General features: G+C 69.1%; 14 protein-coding genes. 3 read left to right on the plus strand and 11 right to left on the minus strand.

Annotated features, from left to right (window positions below; translation table 11 throughout):
• Positions 1-49: 49 nt before the first annotated feature.
• Together ACMGEZ_RS03160 and ACMGEZ_RS03165 are read right to left on the minus strand one after the other, a co-directional pair.
• Positions 50-811: a hypothetical protein gene (locus ACMGEZ_RS03160; RefSeq protein ID WP_436820777.1), complete on the minus strand. Its 762-nt coding sequence runs from the start codon at positions 809-811 to the stop codon at positions 50-52.
• An 83-nt stretch (positions 812-894) separates the two neighbouring features.
• Positions 895-2397, minus strand: a complete 1503-nt coding sequence (locus ACMGEZ_RS03165; protein ID WP_436820778.1) for a hypothetical protein — start codon at positions 2395-2397, stop codon at positions 895-897.
• Positions 2398-2591: 194 nt separating this feature from the next.
• Here ACMGEZ_RS03165 and ACMGEZ_RS03170 point away from each other — a divergent pair, with 194 nt between their 5' ends.
• Complete coding sequence (locus ACMGEZ_RS03170; RefSeq protein ID WP_436820779.1) at positions 2592-3485, plus strand: DMT family transporter; 894 nt, start codon at positions 2592-2594, stop codon at positions 3483-3485.
• 18 nt (positions 3486-3503) lie between these two features.
• Here the strand turns inward: ACMGEZ_RS03170 and ACMGEZ_RS03175 are convergent, their stop codons facing one another.
• From ACMGEZ_RS03175 to ACMGEZ_RS03215, 9 genes are all read right to left on the minus strand, one after another.
• Complete coding sequence (locus ACMGEZ_RS03175; protein ID WP_436820780.1) at positions 3504-5117, minus strand: AMP-binding protein; 1614 nt, start codon at positions 5115-5117, stop codon at positions 3504-3506.
• Between the two features lie 3 nt (positions 5118-5120).
• Positions 5121-6320 carry an acyl-CoA dehydrogenase family protein gene (locus ACMGEZ_RS03180; RefSeq protein WP_436820781.1) on the minus strand — a complete coding sequence of 400 codons (1200 nt, stop codon included), beginning with the start codon at positions 6318-6320 and terminating at the stop codon, positions 5121-5123.
• A 27-nt stretch (positions 6321-6347) separates the two neighbouring features.
• Positions 6348-7478, minus strand: coding sequence for an acyl-CoA dehydrogenase family protein (locus tag ACMGEZ_RS03185; protein WP_436820782.1), 1131 nt, complete (start codon positions 7476-7478; stop codon positions 6348-6350).
• A 38-nt stretch (positions 7479-7516) separates the two neighbouring features.
• Entirely contained in the window at positions 7517-8221 is a 705-nt protein-coding gene (locus ACMGEZ_RS03190; protein ID WP_436820783.1) for an ABC transporter ATP-binding protein, read from the minus strand.
• Positions 8214-8987, minus strand: a complete 774-nt coding sequence (locus ACMGEZ_RS03195) for an ABC transporter ATP-binding protein (RefSeq protein WP_436820784.1) — start codon at positions 8985-8987, stop codon at positions 8214-8216. The genes ACMGEZ_RS03190 and ACMGEZ_RS03195 overlap by 8 nt, the downstream gene beginning before the upstream one ends.
• A complete protein-coding gene (locus ACMGEZ_RS03200; RefSeq protein ID WP_436820785.1) occupies positions 8984-10966 on the minus strand; it encodes an ABC transporter permease in 1983 nt (660 codons plus the stop codon). Before ACMGEZ_RS03200 ends, ACMGEZ_RS03195 begins: the two co-directional genes overlap by 4 nt.
• Before the next feature lie 2 nt (positions 10967-10968).
• Positions 10969-12231: an ABC transporter substrate-binding protein gene (locus tag ACMGEZ_RS03205; protein ID WP_436820786.1), complete on the minus strand. Its 1263-nt coding sequence runs from the start codon at positions 12229-12231 to the stop codon at positions 10969-10971.
• A 17-nt stretch (positions 12232-12248) separates the two neighbouring features.
• Positions 12249-13499, minus strand: a complete 1251-nt coding sequence (locus ACMGEZ_RS03210; RefSeq protein ID WP_436820787.1) for an ABC transporter substrate-binding protein — start codon at positions 13497-13499, stop codon at positions 12249-12251.
• 503 nt (positions 13500-14002) lie between these two features.
• Positions 14003-14905, minus strand: coding sequence for a LysR family transcriptional regulator (locus ACMGEZ_RS03215; protein ID WP_436820788.1), 903 nt, complete (start codon positions 14903-14905; stop codon positions 14003-14005).
• Between the two features lie 176 nt (positions 14906-15081).
• On the opposite strand from ACMGEZ_RS03215, the gene ACMGEZ_RS03220 reads away from it, so the two are divergent.
• Positions 15082-16149 (plus strand): phosphotransferase, encoded by a 1068-nt coding sequence (locus ACMGEZ_RS03220; protein WP_436820789.1) that lies wholly within the window; start codon positions 15082-15084, stop codon positions 16147-16149.
• A 16-nt stretch (positions 16150-16165) separates the two neighbouring features.
• The gene (locus ACMGEZ_RS03225) at positions 16166-16870 is read left to right on the plus strand and encodes a hypothetical protein (protein ID WP_436820790.1); all 705 of its coding nucleotides are present in this window, start codon (positions 16166-16168) and stop codon (positions 16868-16870) included.
• Positions 16871-16956: the final 86 nt, after the last annotated feature.

Genomic DNA, 16956 nt, shown 5'->3' on the forward strand with positions numbered 1-16956 from the left:
TGGTGTCGCGGCGCGGGGCACGGCTGCTGCATCGCGCCGCTCTCGCCCGTCATCGGGCGCCCCCGGTATCGGGGCACAGGGCCAGCGCTGCGAGTGCTTCGCTGCACCCGGTCTTCTCGGACTGCGGCGTGGCCATCGGCGGTGCCGGTGCCAGGGCCGGTGCGGGTGAGGCGGCGACCGCCGCGACTGGCGCAGGGGCCGTAGCGAGCGGTGCTTCCGCGGCCTGCGGCGCCAGTGCGGGCGACGCATCTTCTTCCCTGGCGGTCGGCGCTATCCGGGCCTGCGTTCGCTGCGCCGTGGGCGCATGCGGCCTTCCCGCCTCGCCCTCCTCGTTGGAACGGAAGTAGCCGAGGACCAGGACGAGCACGGACACGGCCATCGCCACGCCGATCGCGGTGTACTTCAGAACCGCACCGCGGCGCGGTGCCGGCGCTCGCGGCTCCGGCGTCGTGCTCCCGACCGGCAGTTCCTCGGGCCACTCGAACGCAGCGGGGACGATATGGGCGATGTCGAGATCCACCTCCCCCCGGGCCTCGTTGCGCACCTCGAGAACGAGGGGACGATCGGTTGCCTCCCGCACTTCGTCGCGCGGCACGATGGGCGGCTCGTCCGCCGGCGGAGCCACCGGCTCGGCTGAATCAGGCGCCGCGCGCCCAGGCCTGAAAGGCGTGTTCGCCGCCTCGTCGCGCCACCGGGGCGCATCGTTCTCGCCGCCGCAGTACGGACAGAACTTGACGCGCCCATGCAGCAGCTGCGCGCAGCGCTTGCACGGCTGCGAAAACGCCAGGTCCAGTTCCGCCAGGTTCGCCATGGTCGAGAAAGGTCAAGGACCGTTCATTGGAGTACCTTCGCCTTCGGCTGCGGTGCTATTCGCCTTCGGAGCGGCCGCGCGGCTCATGGGTCGATCCGCCAGCCCGGCAATCGACGCTTGTCCGGGTGATGGAGATACAGGTGGCCCGAATAGACGAAGGGCTGCGTCGCCCACGGCCGCGGCAGGCGGGCGACCCAGAACTGCACGTTGTGCTCGCCATGCAGCTCGAACGTGGCGGTGTGCGTTTCGTTCGACGCGAAGAGGCTGTCGACCGGCGCGGTGCTCGCCACCCGCGCGCACAGCACGGTCGATGCCGAGGTGGATTCCAGCAAGGGGATGATCACTTCGCCGGGGTCGGAATCCATGCAGTCGTCGGCATCGAACCAAGGCGCGATCCGCAGGCGTGCATCGCGCTGGAAGCACGCGGCGCCGGTGCTGAGCCGAGGCGAACTGGCCGGCCTGATCTCCGGGTTGTCGAGCCCCAGTTGAATGAAGGCGAAGCGCTGTCCCTCTTCGTCCTGCAGCGTGCACTGCTGCCAGAGGTGGCCGCTGCGGGACAGGTAGGGACTGCCCAGCTCGAAGCTCGGCACGATGCCGGGCGGCCAGGGCAGCAGGGATGCTTCGAGCGCATCGCCGCCGCCAGGCTTGACGACCAGCTGGCCTGCCGTCGACATCCAGACGATCTGCCGGCGATCAGCCAGCGGGCGGGCCCATGCCACCGACGCGGCATCGAGCACCGGTGCCTCGACGCGGCGAAGCGCAGTGCCTGCCGGATCCAGGGCATGGACGCCGAGCTTGCCGTCTTCTTCGAGCATGGGCACGTACACCTTGCCCTGCCACAGGACAGGTGCGCCCAGGCAGCGTGTGCCGACGACTTGCGACTCGAAGGTGCCGGCGATCAGGTTGATGGCGACGATGGCCAGGCCGTCGTCGGTCGGCATGAAGATCCTGCTGACACCTTGCGGATCGTGCACCGCCGTGCCCCACCCCTGCTCGCCGAGGCTGCTTTTGCCGAGCACCCGGACGCCGGCCGGACGGAGCTCCAGCCAGCGCTCCGAGTGCGGCAGCCAGTGGTAGATGCGCCCTCGCGAAAACTCCAGTGCGAGCAACCGGGCATCGCAGGTCTGGCACGCGGTGACGAGGAATTGATGGCGGCCCGCCGGAGGCGCCGCCAGCTGACGGTCGGGCAGGGATTCGACGGTCAGCGTCGAACGCAGCGCGACGGGCGTCGCCGTCAGGCGCAACCCTTGCGGCGAGTCCGCGGCGGAACTGTCGCCGCCGAAGGGCGGCAGCCAGGTGTCCCGATGCGCGGCGGACGGCGCGGGCAGCGCCTTGCCTGTCACGGGAGAGAACTTGAAGGCGCCGGGATAGAGCGCGACGACGTTGCCTCCCCGATCCGCCCCGTCGACGCTCACGCGCGCGCCGACCAGGGGCGCCAGGTCGAGAGGGTCGCACGCCGGCGCAGGCGCACCCCATCCTTTGTAGTCGGCCAGCTCGAAGACGCCCGTTGTCGGATTGCGCGACCATGTCTGGTCGCCCACCGCCCAACGCTCGCTCTGAAGAGCCGAGGTCAGCCAAGTGGACATCGGATCAGTGTAGTTCCTTAGTTCTCCTGTGTGCGTCCACTCTTTTGAGGGGAATCACCAATCCCGCCACCCGGCCGCGCGGGGTGCCCGTGAAGCACGCCGGGGGTGTCACCATCGCGCACGCGATTCCCTCAAAATGCACGACCGGCCCTCTCCGGCCCATACCTCGAACGCACCCTAGAGATCCCCACTCGATGAAGCAAAAGACCCGCGGCACGCTCGAGATGACCGCCGCCATGGTGATTTCGGGGACGATCGGGTGGTTCGTCGTGCGTTCCGGGCAGCCCGTCATCGACCTGCTGTTCTGGCGCTGCGCATTCGGCGCGGCCACGCTGCTGGCCGTCTGCGCTGCGCTGGGCATGCTGCGCGGCAAGCTCTCGATTCGCCTGCTCGGCTGGGCGGCGCTGGGCGGGGTCGCCATCGTGCTCAACTGGCTGCTGATCTTTGCCTCGTTCTCGCGCGCGTCGATCGCGATCGCGACCGCGGTCTACAACACCCAGCCCTTCATGATGGTCGCGCTCGGCGCGCTGCTGTTTTCCGAACGCGTCACGACCACCCAGCTCGGATGGCTGGGGATTGCCTTCGCCGGCGTCGTGCTGATCGTCCAGGCCACGCCCGGCGCGAGCTACACCGCAGCCGGCTATGTCGCGGGCGTGCTCATGGCGCTGGGTGCAGCCTTCTTCTATGCGGTCGCAGCGATGATCACGAAAAAGCTCAGCGGCACGCCCCCGCACATGATCGCGCTGGCCCAAGTGTGCGTGGGCATCGTGATGATCGGCCCCTTTGCCAACCTCTCGGCATTGCCCACCGACGCGGGCGCCTGGGGGAGCTTCGCGGTGATGGGCGTGATCTACACCGGGTTGGTGTTCGTGCTGCTCTACGGCGCGATCCAGAAGCTGCCGACGCACGCCGTGGGCGCCCTCTCCTTCGTCTACCCGATCGTGGCGATCGGCGTGGACATGGTGGCCTTCGACCATCGGCTGCAGCCGGTGCAGTTGGCCGGCGCAGCGGCGATCCTGGTGGCGGCGGCGGGGCTCAATCTCGGGTGGTCGTTCAAGTCCAAATTCTCGAGTACCTGGCGGTCGTGAGCCGGCGCGGGCGCCTCTTCAGCGGACCGCCTCTTTCAGCAAGCGCCGCAGCACCTTCCCTGTGCCGCTTGCCGGCAGGGATTCGCGGAACTCCAGCTGGCGCGGCACCTTGTAGTGGGACATGTTGTCGCGCGCCCAGCGCAGCAGTTCCTCCGCATCCAGGCCCCTGGCTTGCGGCACGACGAAGGCCTTGATCACCTCGCCCTTGTCGGCATCGGGCACGCCGATCACCGCGACCTGCCGCACGCCGGGATGCAGGATCAGGATGGACTCGACCTCCTCGGGAAAGACGCTGTAGCCCGACACCTTGATCATCTCCTTCACGCGGCCGATGAAGGTGAGGTAGCCCTGGTCGTCCATCTTGCCGATGTCCCCGGTGTGGACCCATCCATCGCGCAGCACTTCGGCCGTCGCGTCGGGCCGGTTCCAGTACCCGTGGAACACGCCGCGGCTGCGCACCGCGATCTCGCCGCTCTCGCCCGGCGGAAGCGCGCGGCCTTCGGGGCCGAGGATCTTCAGCTCCACCCCGCGGCCCGGAACGCCGTTGGTGCCCCAGCGCACGGCATCGCGCGGCATGAGCACGTCGTTGGTGTGGGTCTCAGACAGCCCGTAGCCCGCCTCGTACACCAGGCAGTCGTTGGCAAAGGCGCTCCAGCGGCGGGCCAGCTCCTCGGTGAGCTTGATGCCGAAGCTGGTGGCCATGGTGGTGTGCAGCGACGACAGGTCGAAGCGCCCGGCGCCCGGCTCGTTCATGGCCGACACCAGCATCGGCGCCATCGCGTACCACCAGCTCACGCGGTGCCGCTCGATGGCCTGGAGCACGGCCAGCGGGTCCATCCGGTTGAGCAGCACCACCGTCGCACCGGTGTAGGCGAGCATGGTGACGCCGCAGATCATCCCGGCGATGTGATAGAGCGGCGCGACGGCCAGCATCACGTCGTCGGCGCGGATGCGGAACATGTCCTGCCCGACCGCCGTCTTGTACAGCGCATTGCGGTAGCTGAGCATGGCCCCCTTCGGCATGCCGGTGGTGCCGGAGGTGTAGGTCATCAGCGATACGTCGTCCATCGACAGTTGCACCGCCGGCGCGCTCACCTCGCCGGCGCGCGTCACGATCGCGTGGAAGTCCAGCGTGCCTTCGGGCAGCGGTGCGCGCGCCGCCACCTCTTCGGGCACGCGAATGCTCGGTGTCGTCGGCAAAAAGTCGGCGTAGCGCACGCTGAACACATGCGGCACGCGCACCCGGTCGGCGACCGACCGGACGATCGGCACCAGGTGGTCGGCCGCCACGATCGCCTTGGCGCCGAGGTCGCCGACCTGGTAGGCGAACTCGTGGGCCTTGAACATCGGGCTGCAGGGACTCACGATGGCACCGATCTTCTGGATGCCGAAGTGCGCGATCAGGTACTGCGGGCAGTTCTGCATGAAGAGCGCCACCCGGTCGCCCTTCGCCACCCCGCGCTCGTGCAGCGCCTGCGCGAAGGCATCGCTCCAGCGGTCGAGCTCGGCATGGCTGATGGCGCGGCCGTACCACAGAAGTGCCGCCTTGTCGGGATTGCGCCGGGCGTGGCCGCGCAGGTAGTCGTGCAGGGGCTGCTCGCCCTGGAGATAGTCGATGTCGTCGTCGTTCATGCTCTACAGGCCCAGTGCGTGCTTGGCCATGATGTTCTTCTGCACCTCGGTGCTGCCGCCATAGATGGTCATGGCGCGGCAGAACAGGTAGGTGGCGACCGGCCCGAGCGCGTGCGCGGGCCCGATCGGCGCGTCGCCTCCCTGGCCGAAGAGCGGCCCGGGCTGGTAGCGCAAGCCATCGGGTCCGCTGGCCTGCACCAGCAGCTCGGTGATGCGCTGCGCGATCTCGGTGCCGCGGATCTTGATGAAGGACGACTTGCCCGGCCCCGCCGGCGCGCCTGCATCCATGTCCGACAGCATCCGCAGCAGGCCGATCTCGAGTGCCTTGAACTGCACCTCGACCGCGCCGACCTCGGCCATGAAGGAAGGATCGTCGGCCAGCCGCCGGCCGTCGCTGCGCACCTCCGCCGCAACCCGGCGCAGCTTCTGCAGCTCCTGCGTGATGAAGCGCAGGTTGGCGTTCTCGACGCGCTCGTGCTCCAGCAGGAACTTGGCGTAGGTCCAGCCGCGGCCTTCCTCCCCGATCAGGTTGCGCTTGGGGACGCGCGCATCGTTGAAGAACACCGCGTTGAGGTAGTGCCGCCCGTCCATCATGCGGATGGGCTGCACCTCCACGCCAGGCGTCTTCATGTCGATCAGCAGGAAGGAAATGCCCTGCTGCCGCCTGGCTTCGCGCCCGGTGCGGACCAGGCAGAACATCCAGTCCGCATGGTGCGCGTACGAGGTCCAGATCTTCTGGCCGTTCACGATGTAGTGGTCGCCGCCGTCCTCGGCCGCCGTCTGCAGCGCCGCCAGGTCGGAGCCGGCACCGGGCTCGGAGTACCCCTGGCACCACCACACCGACGAATCGTGGATGGCCGGCAGGTGCTCGGCCTTCTGCTCGGGCGTGCCGAAGGTGTAGATGACGGGGCCCACCATGGCCGGCCCGAAGACCTGCAGCTCGGGGCAGTGCATCTCGCCCGCCACCCGGTTGAAGATGATGGTCTGCATGGGGCTCCAGGCATGGCCGCCGAACTCGCGCGGCCAGGCGCCGGTGAACCAGCCCTTGCGCCCGAGGATCTGCTGCCAGCGCATGAAGTCGTCGCGCCCGAGGTGCCGGTCCAGCCGCACCTTCTCGCGAATGTCCTGCGGCAGCTCGCGCGCGATGAACTCGCGCACCTCCGCTTCGAAGGCCCGCTCCTGCGGGGAAAGATCGAGGTTCATGCGGTGCCGTTCCTTCGCGCGGCTCGATCAGGCTTGCGCATAGCGCTGCAGGTGCCAGCTGCTGTCGCCGAAGCTGACGCCGATCATCGAGAGGCGCTTGAAGTAGTGGCCCACCGCGAGCTCCTCGGTCACGCCCATGGCGCCGTGCAGCTGCACCGCCTCCTGCCCCACGCGCCGCGCCGCGCGGTCGATCTCGATCTTGGTGGCCGAGAGCGCCTTGCGGCGTGCGGCCGCGTCGGCCACGCCCAGCATCAGCGCGCCGTACAGCGCCATCGAGCGCGCCTCGTCCAGCGCGATGTACATGTCGACCATGCGGTGCTGCAGCGCCTGGTTGGTACCGATCGGGCGGCCGAACTGCTGGCGGGTCTTCAGGTAGTCGAGCGTCATGTCCACCAGCGTACTCATGGCGCCCACGGCTTCGGAGGCGATGGCGGCGATGGCCTGGTCGATCACGAGTTCGAGCGCGGCCAGGGCAGCACCCTCCTCGCCCAGTCGTTGCGATGCATCGGCACGCACGCCCTCGAACACCAGGTCCGCGGCCCGGCTGCCGTCGTGCGTGGCATAGGGGCGCACCTCGAGTCCCGGCGCCTTGGCGTCGACGACGAGCGCGGTGAGCCCGGCGCGGTCCGAGGCCTGGCCCGAGCTCCGGGCGATCACGACGTAGTGGTCGGCCGCAGCGCCGCCGTGCACCAGGGACTTGCGCCCGTCGATGCGATAGCCCCGGCCCTCGCGCCGCGCGGTGGTGGCGCAATGCGCGATTTCGTAGCGAGACTCGGGTTCGGCATAGGCCAGCGCCAGCTTGTGCGCGCCGGCCATCATCGGCTGCAGCCAGCGGGCCTTCTGATCGGTGCCGCCGAGCCCGGCCAGCACGCCGCCGGCGAGCACGACGTTGGCCAGGTAGGGCTCCAGCAGCAGGCCGCGGCCGATGCCTTCCATCACGATGCCGGTGTCGGTCGCGTCGCCGCCGATGCCGCCGTCCTCTTCGCTGAAGGGCACGGCCAGCCAGCCGAACTCGGCATAGCTGCGCCAGCAGTTCTCGTCGTGGCCGAGCTCGCTCGCGACCAGCTTGCGGCGGTGCGCGAAGTCGTATTCCTCGCGCACGAAGCGCTCCACGCTTTCGCGCAGCTGGTTCTGTTCGGGGGTGTACTGGAGATCCATGGGAAGTCTGGAAGGTTGCTTGGAAAGTCCGGTCGGGCTCAGAGCGCGAGGTAGCGCTGCTGGACCTCGGGATGGCGGTCGAAGTGGTCCCAGTCGCCCTCGAAGACCACGCGGCCGGTGTCGATCACGTAGACGTACTGGGTGCAGCGGCGCGCGAACCAGATGTTCTGCTCGCACAGCAGCAGCGCCACGTTGCCCTCGGTGCAGGTGCGCACGACATCGCGCGCCATCTCCTCGACGATGATCGGCGCCAATCCTTCCGTGGGCTCGTCGAGCAGCAGCAGCCTCGGGTTGGCGGCCATGGCGCGCGCCACGGCCAGCAGCTGCTGCTGGCCGCCGCTGAGCTGGCCTCCGTAGCGCTGCTGCAGCGGCGCCAGCATCGGGAACCGGGCGATGATGTCCCCGACCGGAATCGCCGGCCGATCGGCCGAGGCGCCGTAGCGTGCGATGGCGATGTTCTCCGCGACCGTGAGGTGCGTGAAGATGCGGCGGTCCTCCGGCACCAGCGACAGGCCCATGCGGGTGCGCTGGTGCGTCGGCACGCCATGCAGGTCGCGGCCATCGAAGCGCAGGATGCCGCGCACGCGCGGCCCGGCGTTCATCACGCTCTTGAGCAGGGTCGACTTGCCGGCGCCGTTGCGCCCGAGCAGCGCGACGCGCTGGCCGGCCTTCACCGACACCTGCGCACCATGCAGGATGTGGCTGTCGCCATAGAAGGCGTCGAGTTCGCGGACTTCAAGCACCGACCATCTCCTTGCCGAGGTAGACCTCGCGCACTTTCGGATCGCTGCGCACCTGCCCGACGGTGCCGGTCGACACCACCTCGCCGTAGTTCATCACCATGATCCGATCCGCCAGGCCGAACACCACGTCCATGTCGTGCTCGGTCATGACGACCGTGATGCCGCGCTCCTTCTGCGTGCGCGCGACCAGCTGCGCGATCTCGGCCCGGTCGCTGGGCGACATGCCGGCGGTCGGCTCGTCGAGCATCAGGATGGTCGGCCTGCCGGCCAGCGCGATCACGAACTCGAGCCGCTTCTTGTCGCCGTGCGAGAGAAAGCGCGCCGCCTCCTGCGCCAGCGCATGGAGCTTGACGTCCTCCAGCAGCGCCATGGCTTCGGCCCGCACGTCCGCCGACGGGGCGCAGCGCCAGCGCGCACCCAGCGGCTCGCGCCGGTACTGGCGGCGCGCCTCGACGGCGGCGATCACGTTGTCGAGCACGGTGAAGTCGTGGAACACGCGCGCCACCTGGAAGGTGCGGCCGAAGCCCTGGCGCACGCGCTCGTGCGCCGGCAGCCGGGTCACGTCCTTGCCCTCGAAGCGGATGGTGCCGCCGTCGCAGGGCACCTCGCCGGTCATGACCTTGAACATGGTGGTCTTGCCTGCGCCGTTGGGCCCGATGATGGCGAAGACCTCCCCGCGCGCCGCCGACAGGCTCACGCCGTGCAGCACCTCGATGGGGCCGTAGTTCTTGCGCACGCCGTCCACGCGCAGCAGTTCGTCGTTCATCGCACGCCTCCTGCCTCGAGCTTGCCGACAGTGGGAAGACGCGCTTCGCCGGCCGCCGCCCCGCTGCCCGCTTCGCCGGCAGGCACGCCCGCGCGCCGGCCCCACAGCCGCTCCTCCACGCTGCGCCAGAGCCCGACCGCGCCGTTGGGCGCCAGCAGGATGATGGCGAGCAAGCCGGTGCCGACGATCAGCTCCGACAGGCCCACCAGCGTGCGCGTGGCGTAGGTGATGGCGGCGAACAGCCCCGCCCCCACCACCGGTCCCCAGAAAGAGCTGACACCGCCCAGCAGCGTGTTCAGCATGGGCTGGGCCGACGCCAGCCAGTGCACCTCCTCCACCGTGACGATGCGCGACCAGGGCGCGTACAGCGCGCCGGCGACCGCCGCGACAGCGCCCGAGATCACGAAGGCCGCGAGCCGGTAGCGCGCGACGTGCGTGCCCATGAAGGCCGCCCGCTCCGCGTCCTGGCGCACCGTCTGCAGCGTGCGGCCGAAGCGGCTGTGCAGCAGCCACCAAAGGAAGCCGGTGATCAGCACCGTCGCCACCAGCAGGAACCAGTAGTAGGCGCTCGAGCTGGTGAGGTCGATGCGCAGCAGGCCGAGGTCGAGCACCGGCCGCGGGATGTCGGTGATGCCGTCCTCGCGGCCCAGGAAGGTCGAAAAGCCGATGATGAGCCGCAGCGCCTCCGCCAGCGCCACCGTGAGCACCGCGAGGAAGACGCCGCTCATGCGCCGCAGCGCCAGCACGCCGATCAGCCACGCCGCGCACGCGCCGAACAGCGCCGCCGCCGCCAGCACCCCGAGGAAGGGCACGCCCGCGATGTGCCGCAGCGCCAGCGCGGCGAGGTACGCGCCGATGGCGAAGAAGCCCGCGTGCCCGAAGGACACCAGCCCGGTGTAGCCGAACAGGATGTTCCACGACAGCGCGAAGACCACCTGCACCAGGACCGTCCCGACCACGTACAGCGGCCCTGCATTCACCCACAGCGGCAGGGTGGCCAGCATGCCGACCGTGGCGACGCCCAGCACCTGCCACACGCCGCGCGGGATGCGCGGGCGGTGCAGCGCGCCCGAGCCGTGCGCCTCGCTGCCGGACTCGGCCTGTGCGCCGACGGCAGGGAACAGGCCGCTGGGCTTCCACAGCAGGAAGGCGGCGAGCACCACGTAGATGGCGAGGCCCGGCACCGAGGGCAGGAGCACGGTGTTGAGGCTCTGCACCAGGCCCAGCACCAGCGAGCCGATGAAGGCGCCGCGGATGTTGCCGAGCCCGCCGATGATCACGGCGAAGAAGGCATACATCAGGTAGGAATCGCCCAGCCCGGTCGACAGGCTCTGGTTGGGCAACAGCAGGCCGCCCGCGAGGCCGGCGAGGAAGAAGCTGACCATCACGCTCAGCGCGATGCCGAACGAGACGTTGAGGCCCAGCACGCCCGCCATCCACGGGTCGGCCGCGAGCGCCTGCATGAGCTTGCCGAACCACATGCGGTGGATCGCCACCTCCAGCACGATGTAGACCAGCACCCCGGCCGCGATCACGAAGATCTGGTAGGCCGAGAAGAACATGCCGAAGGGGTTGAGCGGCTGGTCCAGGCCCGGCGGCGGATTGACCGAGAAGAAGTCGACGCCCCATATCAGCTTGGTCACGCCGGAGCAGACCATCATGAGCGCGAAGGTCGCGATCAGCACGTAGTGAGGGTCGACATTGCGCAGCCGGCGCAGCACGAGCCGGTCGGTCACCAGGCCCAGCAGCGCCACCACGATGCCACCCACCAGCGCGGCGAGCAGGAACAGCCAGAGCGACTGCACGTCGCGCCCCATCACCGAGTAGGCGGTGTAGGCGCCGATCATGAAGAAGCCGCCCTGCGCCATGTTGAGCAGGCGCATCAGCCCGAAGATCAGCGTGAGGCCGGCAGCCACCACGAAGATCGCCATGCCGAACGCCGCGGCATTGAACACCGCGAACATCAGTTCATTGATCACGCTCAGCCCTCGTACTTTCGGCCCGGCGACGGCGGCTCGACGATCTCGGTTTCGTCCAGGCGGATCACCTGTTCAAGGCCATAGCCTGGCGGCGTGTCGCGTGCGCCGATCTTTGCAAAGTAGAACGAGCCGATGCCCTGGTGGTCTTCCTTGCGGATGCGGTACGGCCCCGCCGCCGTGTCGAACTGCAGGCCCTCGAGCGCCTGGATCACCGGCTCCGTTTCCGTGGAGTTGGCCTTCTTCACCGCGTGGAAGATCGCCAGCGCCGAGCGGTGCGAGGCCTGCACGATGCCCGGCACGTAGGGCGTGCCCGCCACCTTGAGGATGTACTCGCTCAGCTGCTTGCTGACCGGGAACTGGCTCTTGAACGGCTCCAGCTCCGGCGCCCAGAAGGTGACGCCCCACAGGTTCTGCGGCGTCGACTTCTGCATCGCCTTGGCGATCAGCAGCTCCGTGCCGGCTTCGCCGATCACCTTGAACTTCTTGTCCATGCCCACCGCGCGGCCCTGCTGCAGCAGGCTGACGCAGGGCGCGGCCGTGAGGCCGATGAACAGGCCCTGCGCGCCCGAGTTCATCAGGTTGTTGATCTCGATCTTGTAGTCGGCCTTGTTGAGGCTGGCGAACACCGGCTCCATCACCTGGACCTTGCGCCCGGCCTTGGCCGCCGCGCCGGTCACGCCGTGCTTGAAGTAGCGGGCAACGTCGCGGCCGTTCTCGCTGTCGGGCGCGATCACGGCCCATGTGTCCACGTCGGTGAACTTGCTGGTCATCAGGTTGCCGATGCCGCCGTAGAGCATCAGGGCGTTGGACGACAGGCGGAAGAAGTTGCGGCTGAAGTTCTCGTGCGTCACCGACATCACGCTCGGCGCGGGCGCCACCACCACGCTCTTGAGCTCGGCCAGGATGGGCGCAATGGCCAGGGCCATCGGCGACTGGCCGGCGCCGATCGACAGGTTGACGCCCTCGCCCGCCAGCTCGCGCACGGCGCTGACCGCGCCGGCGCTGGTGAACTTGTCGTCGCGCACCACGATCTCGATCTGGCGGCCGAGCAGCCCGCCGTTGGCGTTCCATTGCAGCTGCGCGGCCTTGATGCCGTTCAGCCACGCTGCGCCGGCCTCGGCGCCGATGCCGCTCATCGGCAGCATCGCGCCGATGCGGATCGGCGTGCCCTGCGCCCGGGCCGTTGAAGAAAACCGCGTGCCGGCGGCGCCCAGCAGGGTCGCCGCGCCGGCGGCTTGCACGAGGGTTCTGCGCCTGAGTGTCATCGTCGTTTCCTTCGCGCTCACAGCGAGATCGCCTTGCCCGGCGATGGCGGCTCGGCCACGTCGGCTTCGTTGTAGGCAATGGCATCGACGATGCCGTAGCCCGGGTCGGCATCGCGCGCGCCCACCTTCGCGATGTACGCGGTGCCCAGGCCCTGATGGTCTTCCTTGCGCACGTGATAGCTGCCCACTGCGGTGTCGAAGGTGAGGCCCTCGAGCGCGGCGATGACGGCGTCGGTCTCGGTGTTGCCCGCTTTCTCGATCGCGTTGAAGAGCCCGAGCGCGCAGCGGTGGCTGGACTGCACGATGCTCGGCGGGTTCTTGTCGCCGGTGAGCTTCACGTAGCCTTCGTAGAGCGGCGTGCTCAGCGGGTTGCGCCGGCCTGCGTCGGTGCCCGGCACCCAGTAGCTGATGCTCCACAGGTTGGCGGGCGTGGACTTCTGCATCGCCTTCGCGATCATCAGCTCCGTGCCGGCGTCGCCGATCACCTTGAACTTCCTGTCCATGCCCACGGCGCGGCCCTGCTGCAGCAGGCTGATGCAGGGCGCTGCGGTGAGGCCGACGAACAGACCCTGCGAGGGCGCGTTCATCAGGCTGTTGATCTCGACCTTGTAGTCGGCCTTGTTGAGGCTGGCGAACACCGGCTCGAGCACCTTGACCTGGCGCCCGGCCTTGGCGGCGGCGCGCTGCACGCCGATGGCGAAGAAGCGCGCCATGTCGCGGCCGTTCTCGCTGTCGGGCACGATGCACGACCAGCTCTGCACTTCCTTGAAGCGGTCGGTGAGCATGTTGCCGATGCCGGCGAAGGCGATGTAGGCGTTCCAGGACAGGCGGAAGAAGTTGCGCTGGAAGTTCTCGTGCGTGAGCGACATCACGGTGGGGCACGGCGCGACCATCATGGCCTTGAGCTCGGGCAGGATGGGGGCGGTGGCCAGCGCCATCGGCGATTGCGAACCGCCGATCAACAGGTTGACCCCGCTGCCGGCCAGCTCGCGCGCCGCCGCGACCGCACCCGCGCTGGTGAACTTGTCGTCGCGCACGACCAGCTCGACCGGGCGCTTGAGCACGCCGCCCTTTGCGTTCCACTGCTCCGCCGCGACCTTCGCGCCTGCCAGCCAGGCCGCGCCGGCCTCGGCGCCGATGCCGCTCATCGGCAGCATCACGCCGATGCGAACCGGGCCGGCCTGGGCGTGGGCGGCTCGCACCGCGGGCAGGCCCAGCACGCCGACGGCTGCGGTGGACTGGAGGAAGTGGCGCCTTTTCATGGACATCGGTGTCTCCTGCGGTGACGCTCCGGAACAATCTCCGTCGCGTTATTTGTTATAACAGATTGAAATTTACAGGTCGAGGGGGAGGAGCCGTACTGGCAGAAACCCGCATGCGTGAATGTGGAGTGGGGGTTAGTCGCTGGATGCACGCCCCCGGATTGGGGAGGGAGCCAAACCACTGCGCGTCAAACAATGCTGCGAGTGCCCTGCCTTGCTCCCTCCCCCTCCGGGGGAGGGTTGGGGTGGGGGCAGCCGGACCTCTCCACGGAGGCGTGCGGTATGCCCTGGGCCGGCCGTCGAGGCGCCGCCGAGCAGCGCAGCGGCAGGCGGATCAGGGCTCGCGACCGTTTGAGCGAAGCGAGTTTGAGCGAGACCCCGCCTGACGCGAGCAGCGCAGGGCAGCCGCGAAGCGGCCGGCGACGTCGGCCGGCACAGGGCATACCGCACGCCTCCGCGCCCCGGCGGTATCAATGCTCTTCAACACGACTTCGCGAACTGCCGCGTACTCACCGCACGCAGCAGCGCATCAGCACGTTACGCAGCCACCGATTGGCCGCATCGTTGTCCGTACTCGCATGCCAATACATGTACGCATCCATCGACGAGTGCGGAGCCGGAAACGCCAGCACCTGGTTGCCGAACTGCCGGTTGGCCATGTGCGCGTAGCTCTCGGGCATCGTGAGCACGAGGTCGGTCTCCGACACCGTGCGGCAAGCCGCGAAGTAGAACTGGCATCGCAGCGCGACCTGCCGCTGGACGCCCATGCGCCGCAGCTCGATGTCCTCGAAGCCGGGCCCCTGGCGACGCGAGGTCACGAGAATGTGGCGCTGCGCCAGGTAGGTGTCGAGGTCCACCGATCCGTCGATCGCCGGATGCCCCTTGCGTGCGACCACGGCCATGCCGTCCACGCTGATCCGCTTGAACTTGACCGCGTCCGACAACGGAAGCAGCACGTCCACCGCAAGATCGAGCGTGCCGGCCGCGAGCTCGCTCTCGAGGCTGCGGCGGTTGGCGCGCACGCTCGAGACCTCGACCTCCGGCGCCTCGATCGCCAGCGCGCGCATCAGCGGCGACATCACCGTCGACTCCATGAAGTCGCGCAACCCGATCACGAAGCGCTTCCTCGCGACGGCGGGCTCGAAGCTCTGCGTGTCGTTCAGCAGCGAGCCGATCGACTGCAGCGATCCGCGCAGCGGGTCGATCAGCCGCTTGGTCAGCGGCGTCGGCACCATCCTGTGACCCTGCCGCTCGAACAGCGGATCGTTGAACAGGTCACGCAGGCGCGCCAGCGCATGGCTGATGGCCGGCTGCGTCAGGTGCAGCTTCTCGGCCGCCTTGGTGATGCCGCCTTCCGTGTAGATGGTGTCCAGCACCACGAGCAGGTTGAGGTCGACTCTCGAGATATGCATTCGCTGTATCCAGGTCTATTCCAAGCATTCATTGGCCTTCCGGGGGGGCGCGCCCTTAGGCTGTCTCCCGAGAACGCGCACCATCATGCCGCGAGACGGCCTTCACACGCATTCACCGAGGAGACAAGCCCGATGATCCCTTCGATCCGCCGGCGGCCACGCGGACTTTCGACCCCATGAGCGAGGTGTTCAGCGGCACGACGGAGGTCCACGAGCGCCACCGCTTCGACGAAGCGTCCCTGCAACGCTGGTTCGCCTCGCACGTCGACGAGCGCGCAGGCGCGGGCTTCCGTGTCTCGCAGTTCAAGGGCGGCCAGTCGAACCCGACCTTCCTGGTCGAGACCGGCGGCAGCCGCTATGTCGTGCGCCGCAAGCCGACCGGCACGCTGCTGCCCTCGGCCCACGCCGTCGACCGCGAGTTCCGGGTGATGAAGGCGCTCGCCGACACCGACGTGCCGGTCCCGCGCGTGCATGCGCTGTGCGAGGACGACGCGGTCATCGGCACCGCGTTCTACGTGATGGACTACATGGATGGCCGCATCCTGTGGGACCCTCGCCTGCCCGGCGCGAGCGCGAACGAGCGCGGCCGGATCTGCGACGAGATGAACAGGGTGATGGCCGCGCTGCACGAGGTCGACGTCCACGCGGTGGGCCTCGGTGACTACGGGCGGACCGGCAACTACATCGAGCGCCAGATCGCGCGCTGGAGCCGCCAGTACCGAGCCAGCGAGACCGAGCGCATCGAGGCGGTCGAGAAGCTCATCGAATGGCTCCCGCAGCACGTGCCGCAAGAGACTGCGACGCGCATCGTGCATGGCGACTTCCGCCTCGACAACCTGGTGTTCGCGCACGACGCACCGCGCATCATCGCCGTGCTCGACTGGGAGCTCTCGACGCTGGGCGACCCGATGGCGGACTTCGCCTACCACTGCATGGCCTGGCAACTGCCGCCGCCGTTCCGCGGGCTCGGCGACCTCTCTGCCAACCAGCTGGAGGCACTGGGGCTGCCTTCCGAACAGCGCTACGTGGCACGCTACTGCGAGCGCCGGAAGCTCCCGCCGGTGGCGCCGGCGACGTGGCGCTTCTACACCGCCTTCAACCTGTTCCGCGCCGCCGCCATTGCGCAAGGCATCATGGGCCGCGCGCTGGCGGGGAACGCTTCGAATGCGCACGCGCTCGACGCCGGCCGCCAGGCGCGGCAACTGGCCGAGCTCGGCTGGCAGCGCGCCGCGCAGGGCCGCTGATCGCGAGATGCCGCCAGTGCTGCATCCGCCCCGCTTTCGCGGCTTGCGCTTCGCGGCGGCCGATGCCGCGGCCGTGGCCTCTGTCTTCGACAAGGTCCTGGGCATCGCGCCTTTGCCGCCGCGCGCAGCCGCGGACTCGCCGTGCGGGCGCTTCCTGCTCGACGACCAATGGCTCGAAGTGCGCGCCGCGCCGGGCGACACCCTGGACCTGGGCTGCGACGACCTCGGCACCCAGCGCACGCACCTGCGGCGCCTCGGCATCGAGGCGCTCGACGGTTCGGCGCTGGGCTGCACCGCACGCCTTCGCCTCGACGCGATGGACACCGGCGCCTGCACGGTCGACCTGCGCGAGCAGTCGGCTCCGGTGGTTTCGGCCGGGGATGGCCGTGCTGCAGCCGCTGGTGGCGCGGACCGCCTCTGCGGCTTGGAGCTGGCCGTGCGCGCGCCCGAGCGCGTGGCCCTTCACTGGGCGCAGCTGTTCCATGCGCGGTCGTCTCGCGACGATGGTGGGTTGCCCCGCGTCACCCTCGCCAGCTTCGACCTTCGCTTCGCCTTCGCCACGGACGGGCGCACGGGCGTGACCGCACTGGAATTCGCTGCGGCCGAACTCGCGCCGCTGGTGCGCAACGCGTCGGCGCAAGGCTTCGATGTCTGCGGCGATGCCCGGCGTGCCGCATTCAGCGCTCAAGGCATCGCGTTCCGCCTCCGATCCGAGCCCTAGTGGGCCGTGGTGCTCAAAGCACCTCGAACACCCCCGCCGCCCCCATCCCGCCGCCGATGCACATCGTCACCACCACCTTCTTCGCG

Source organism: Variovorax stachyos, assembly GCF_051400855.1.
Classification (GTDB): domain Bacteria; phylum Pseudomonadota; class Gammaproteobacteria; order Burkholderiales; family Burkholderiaceae_C; genus Variovorax.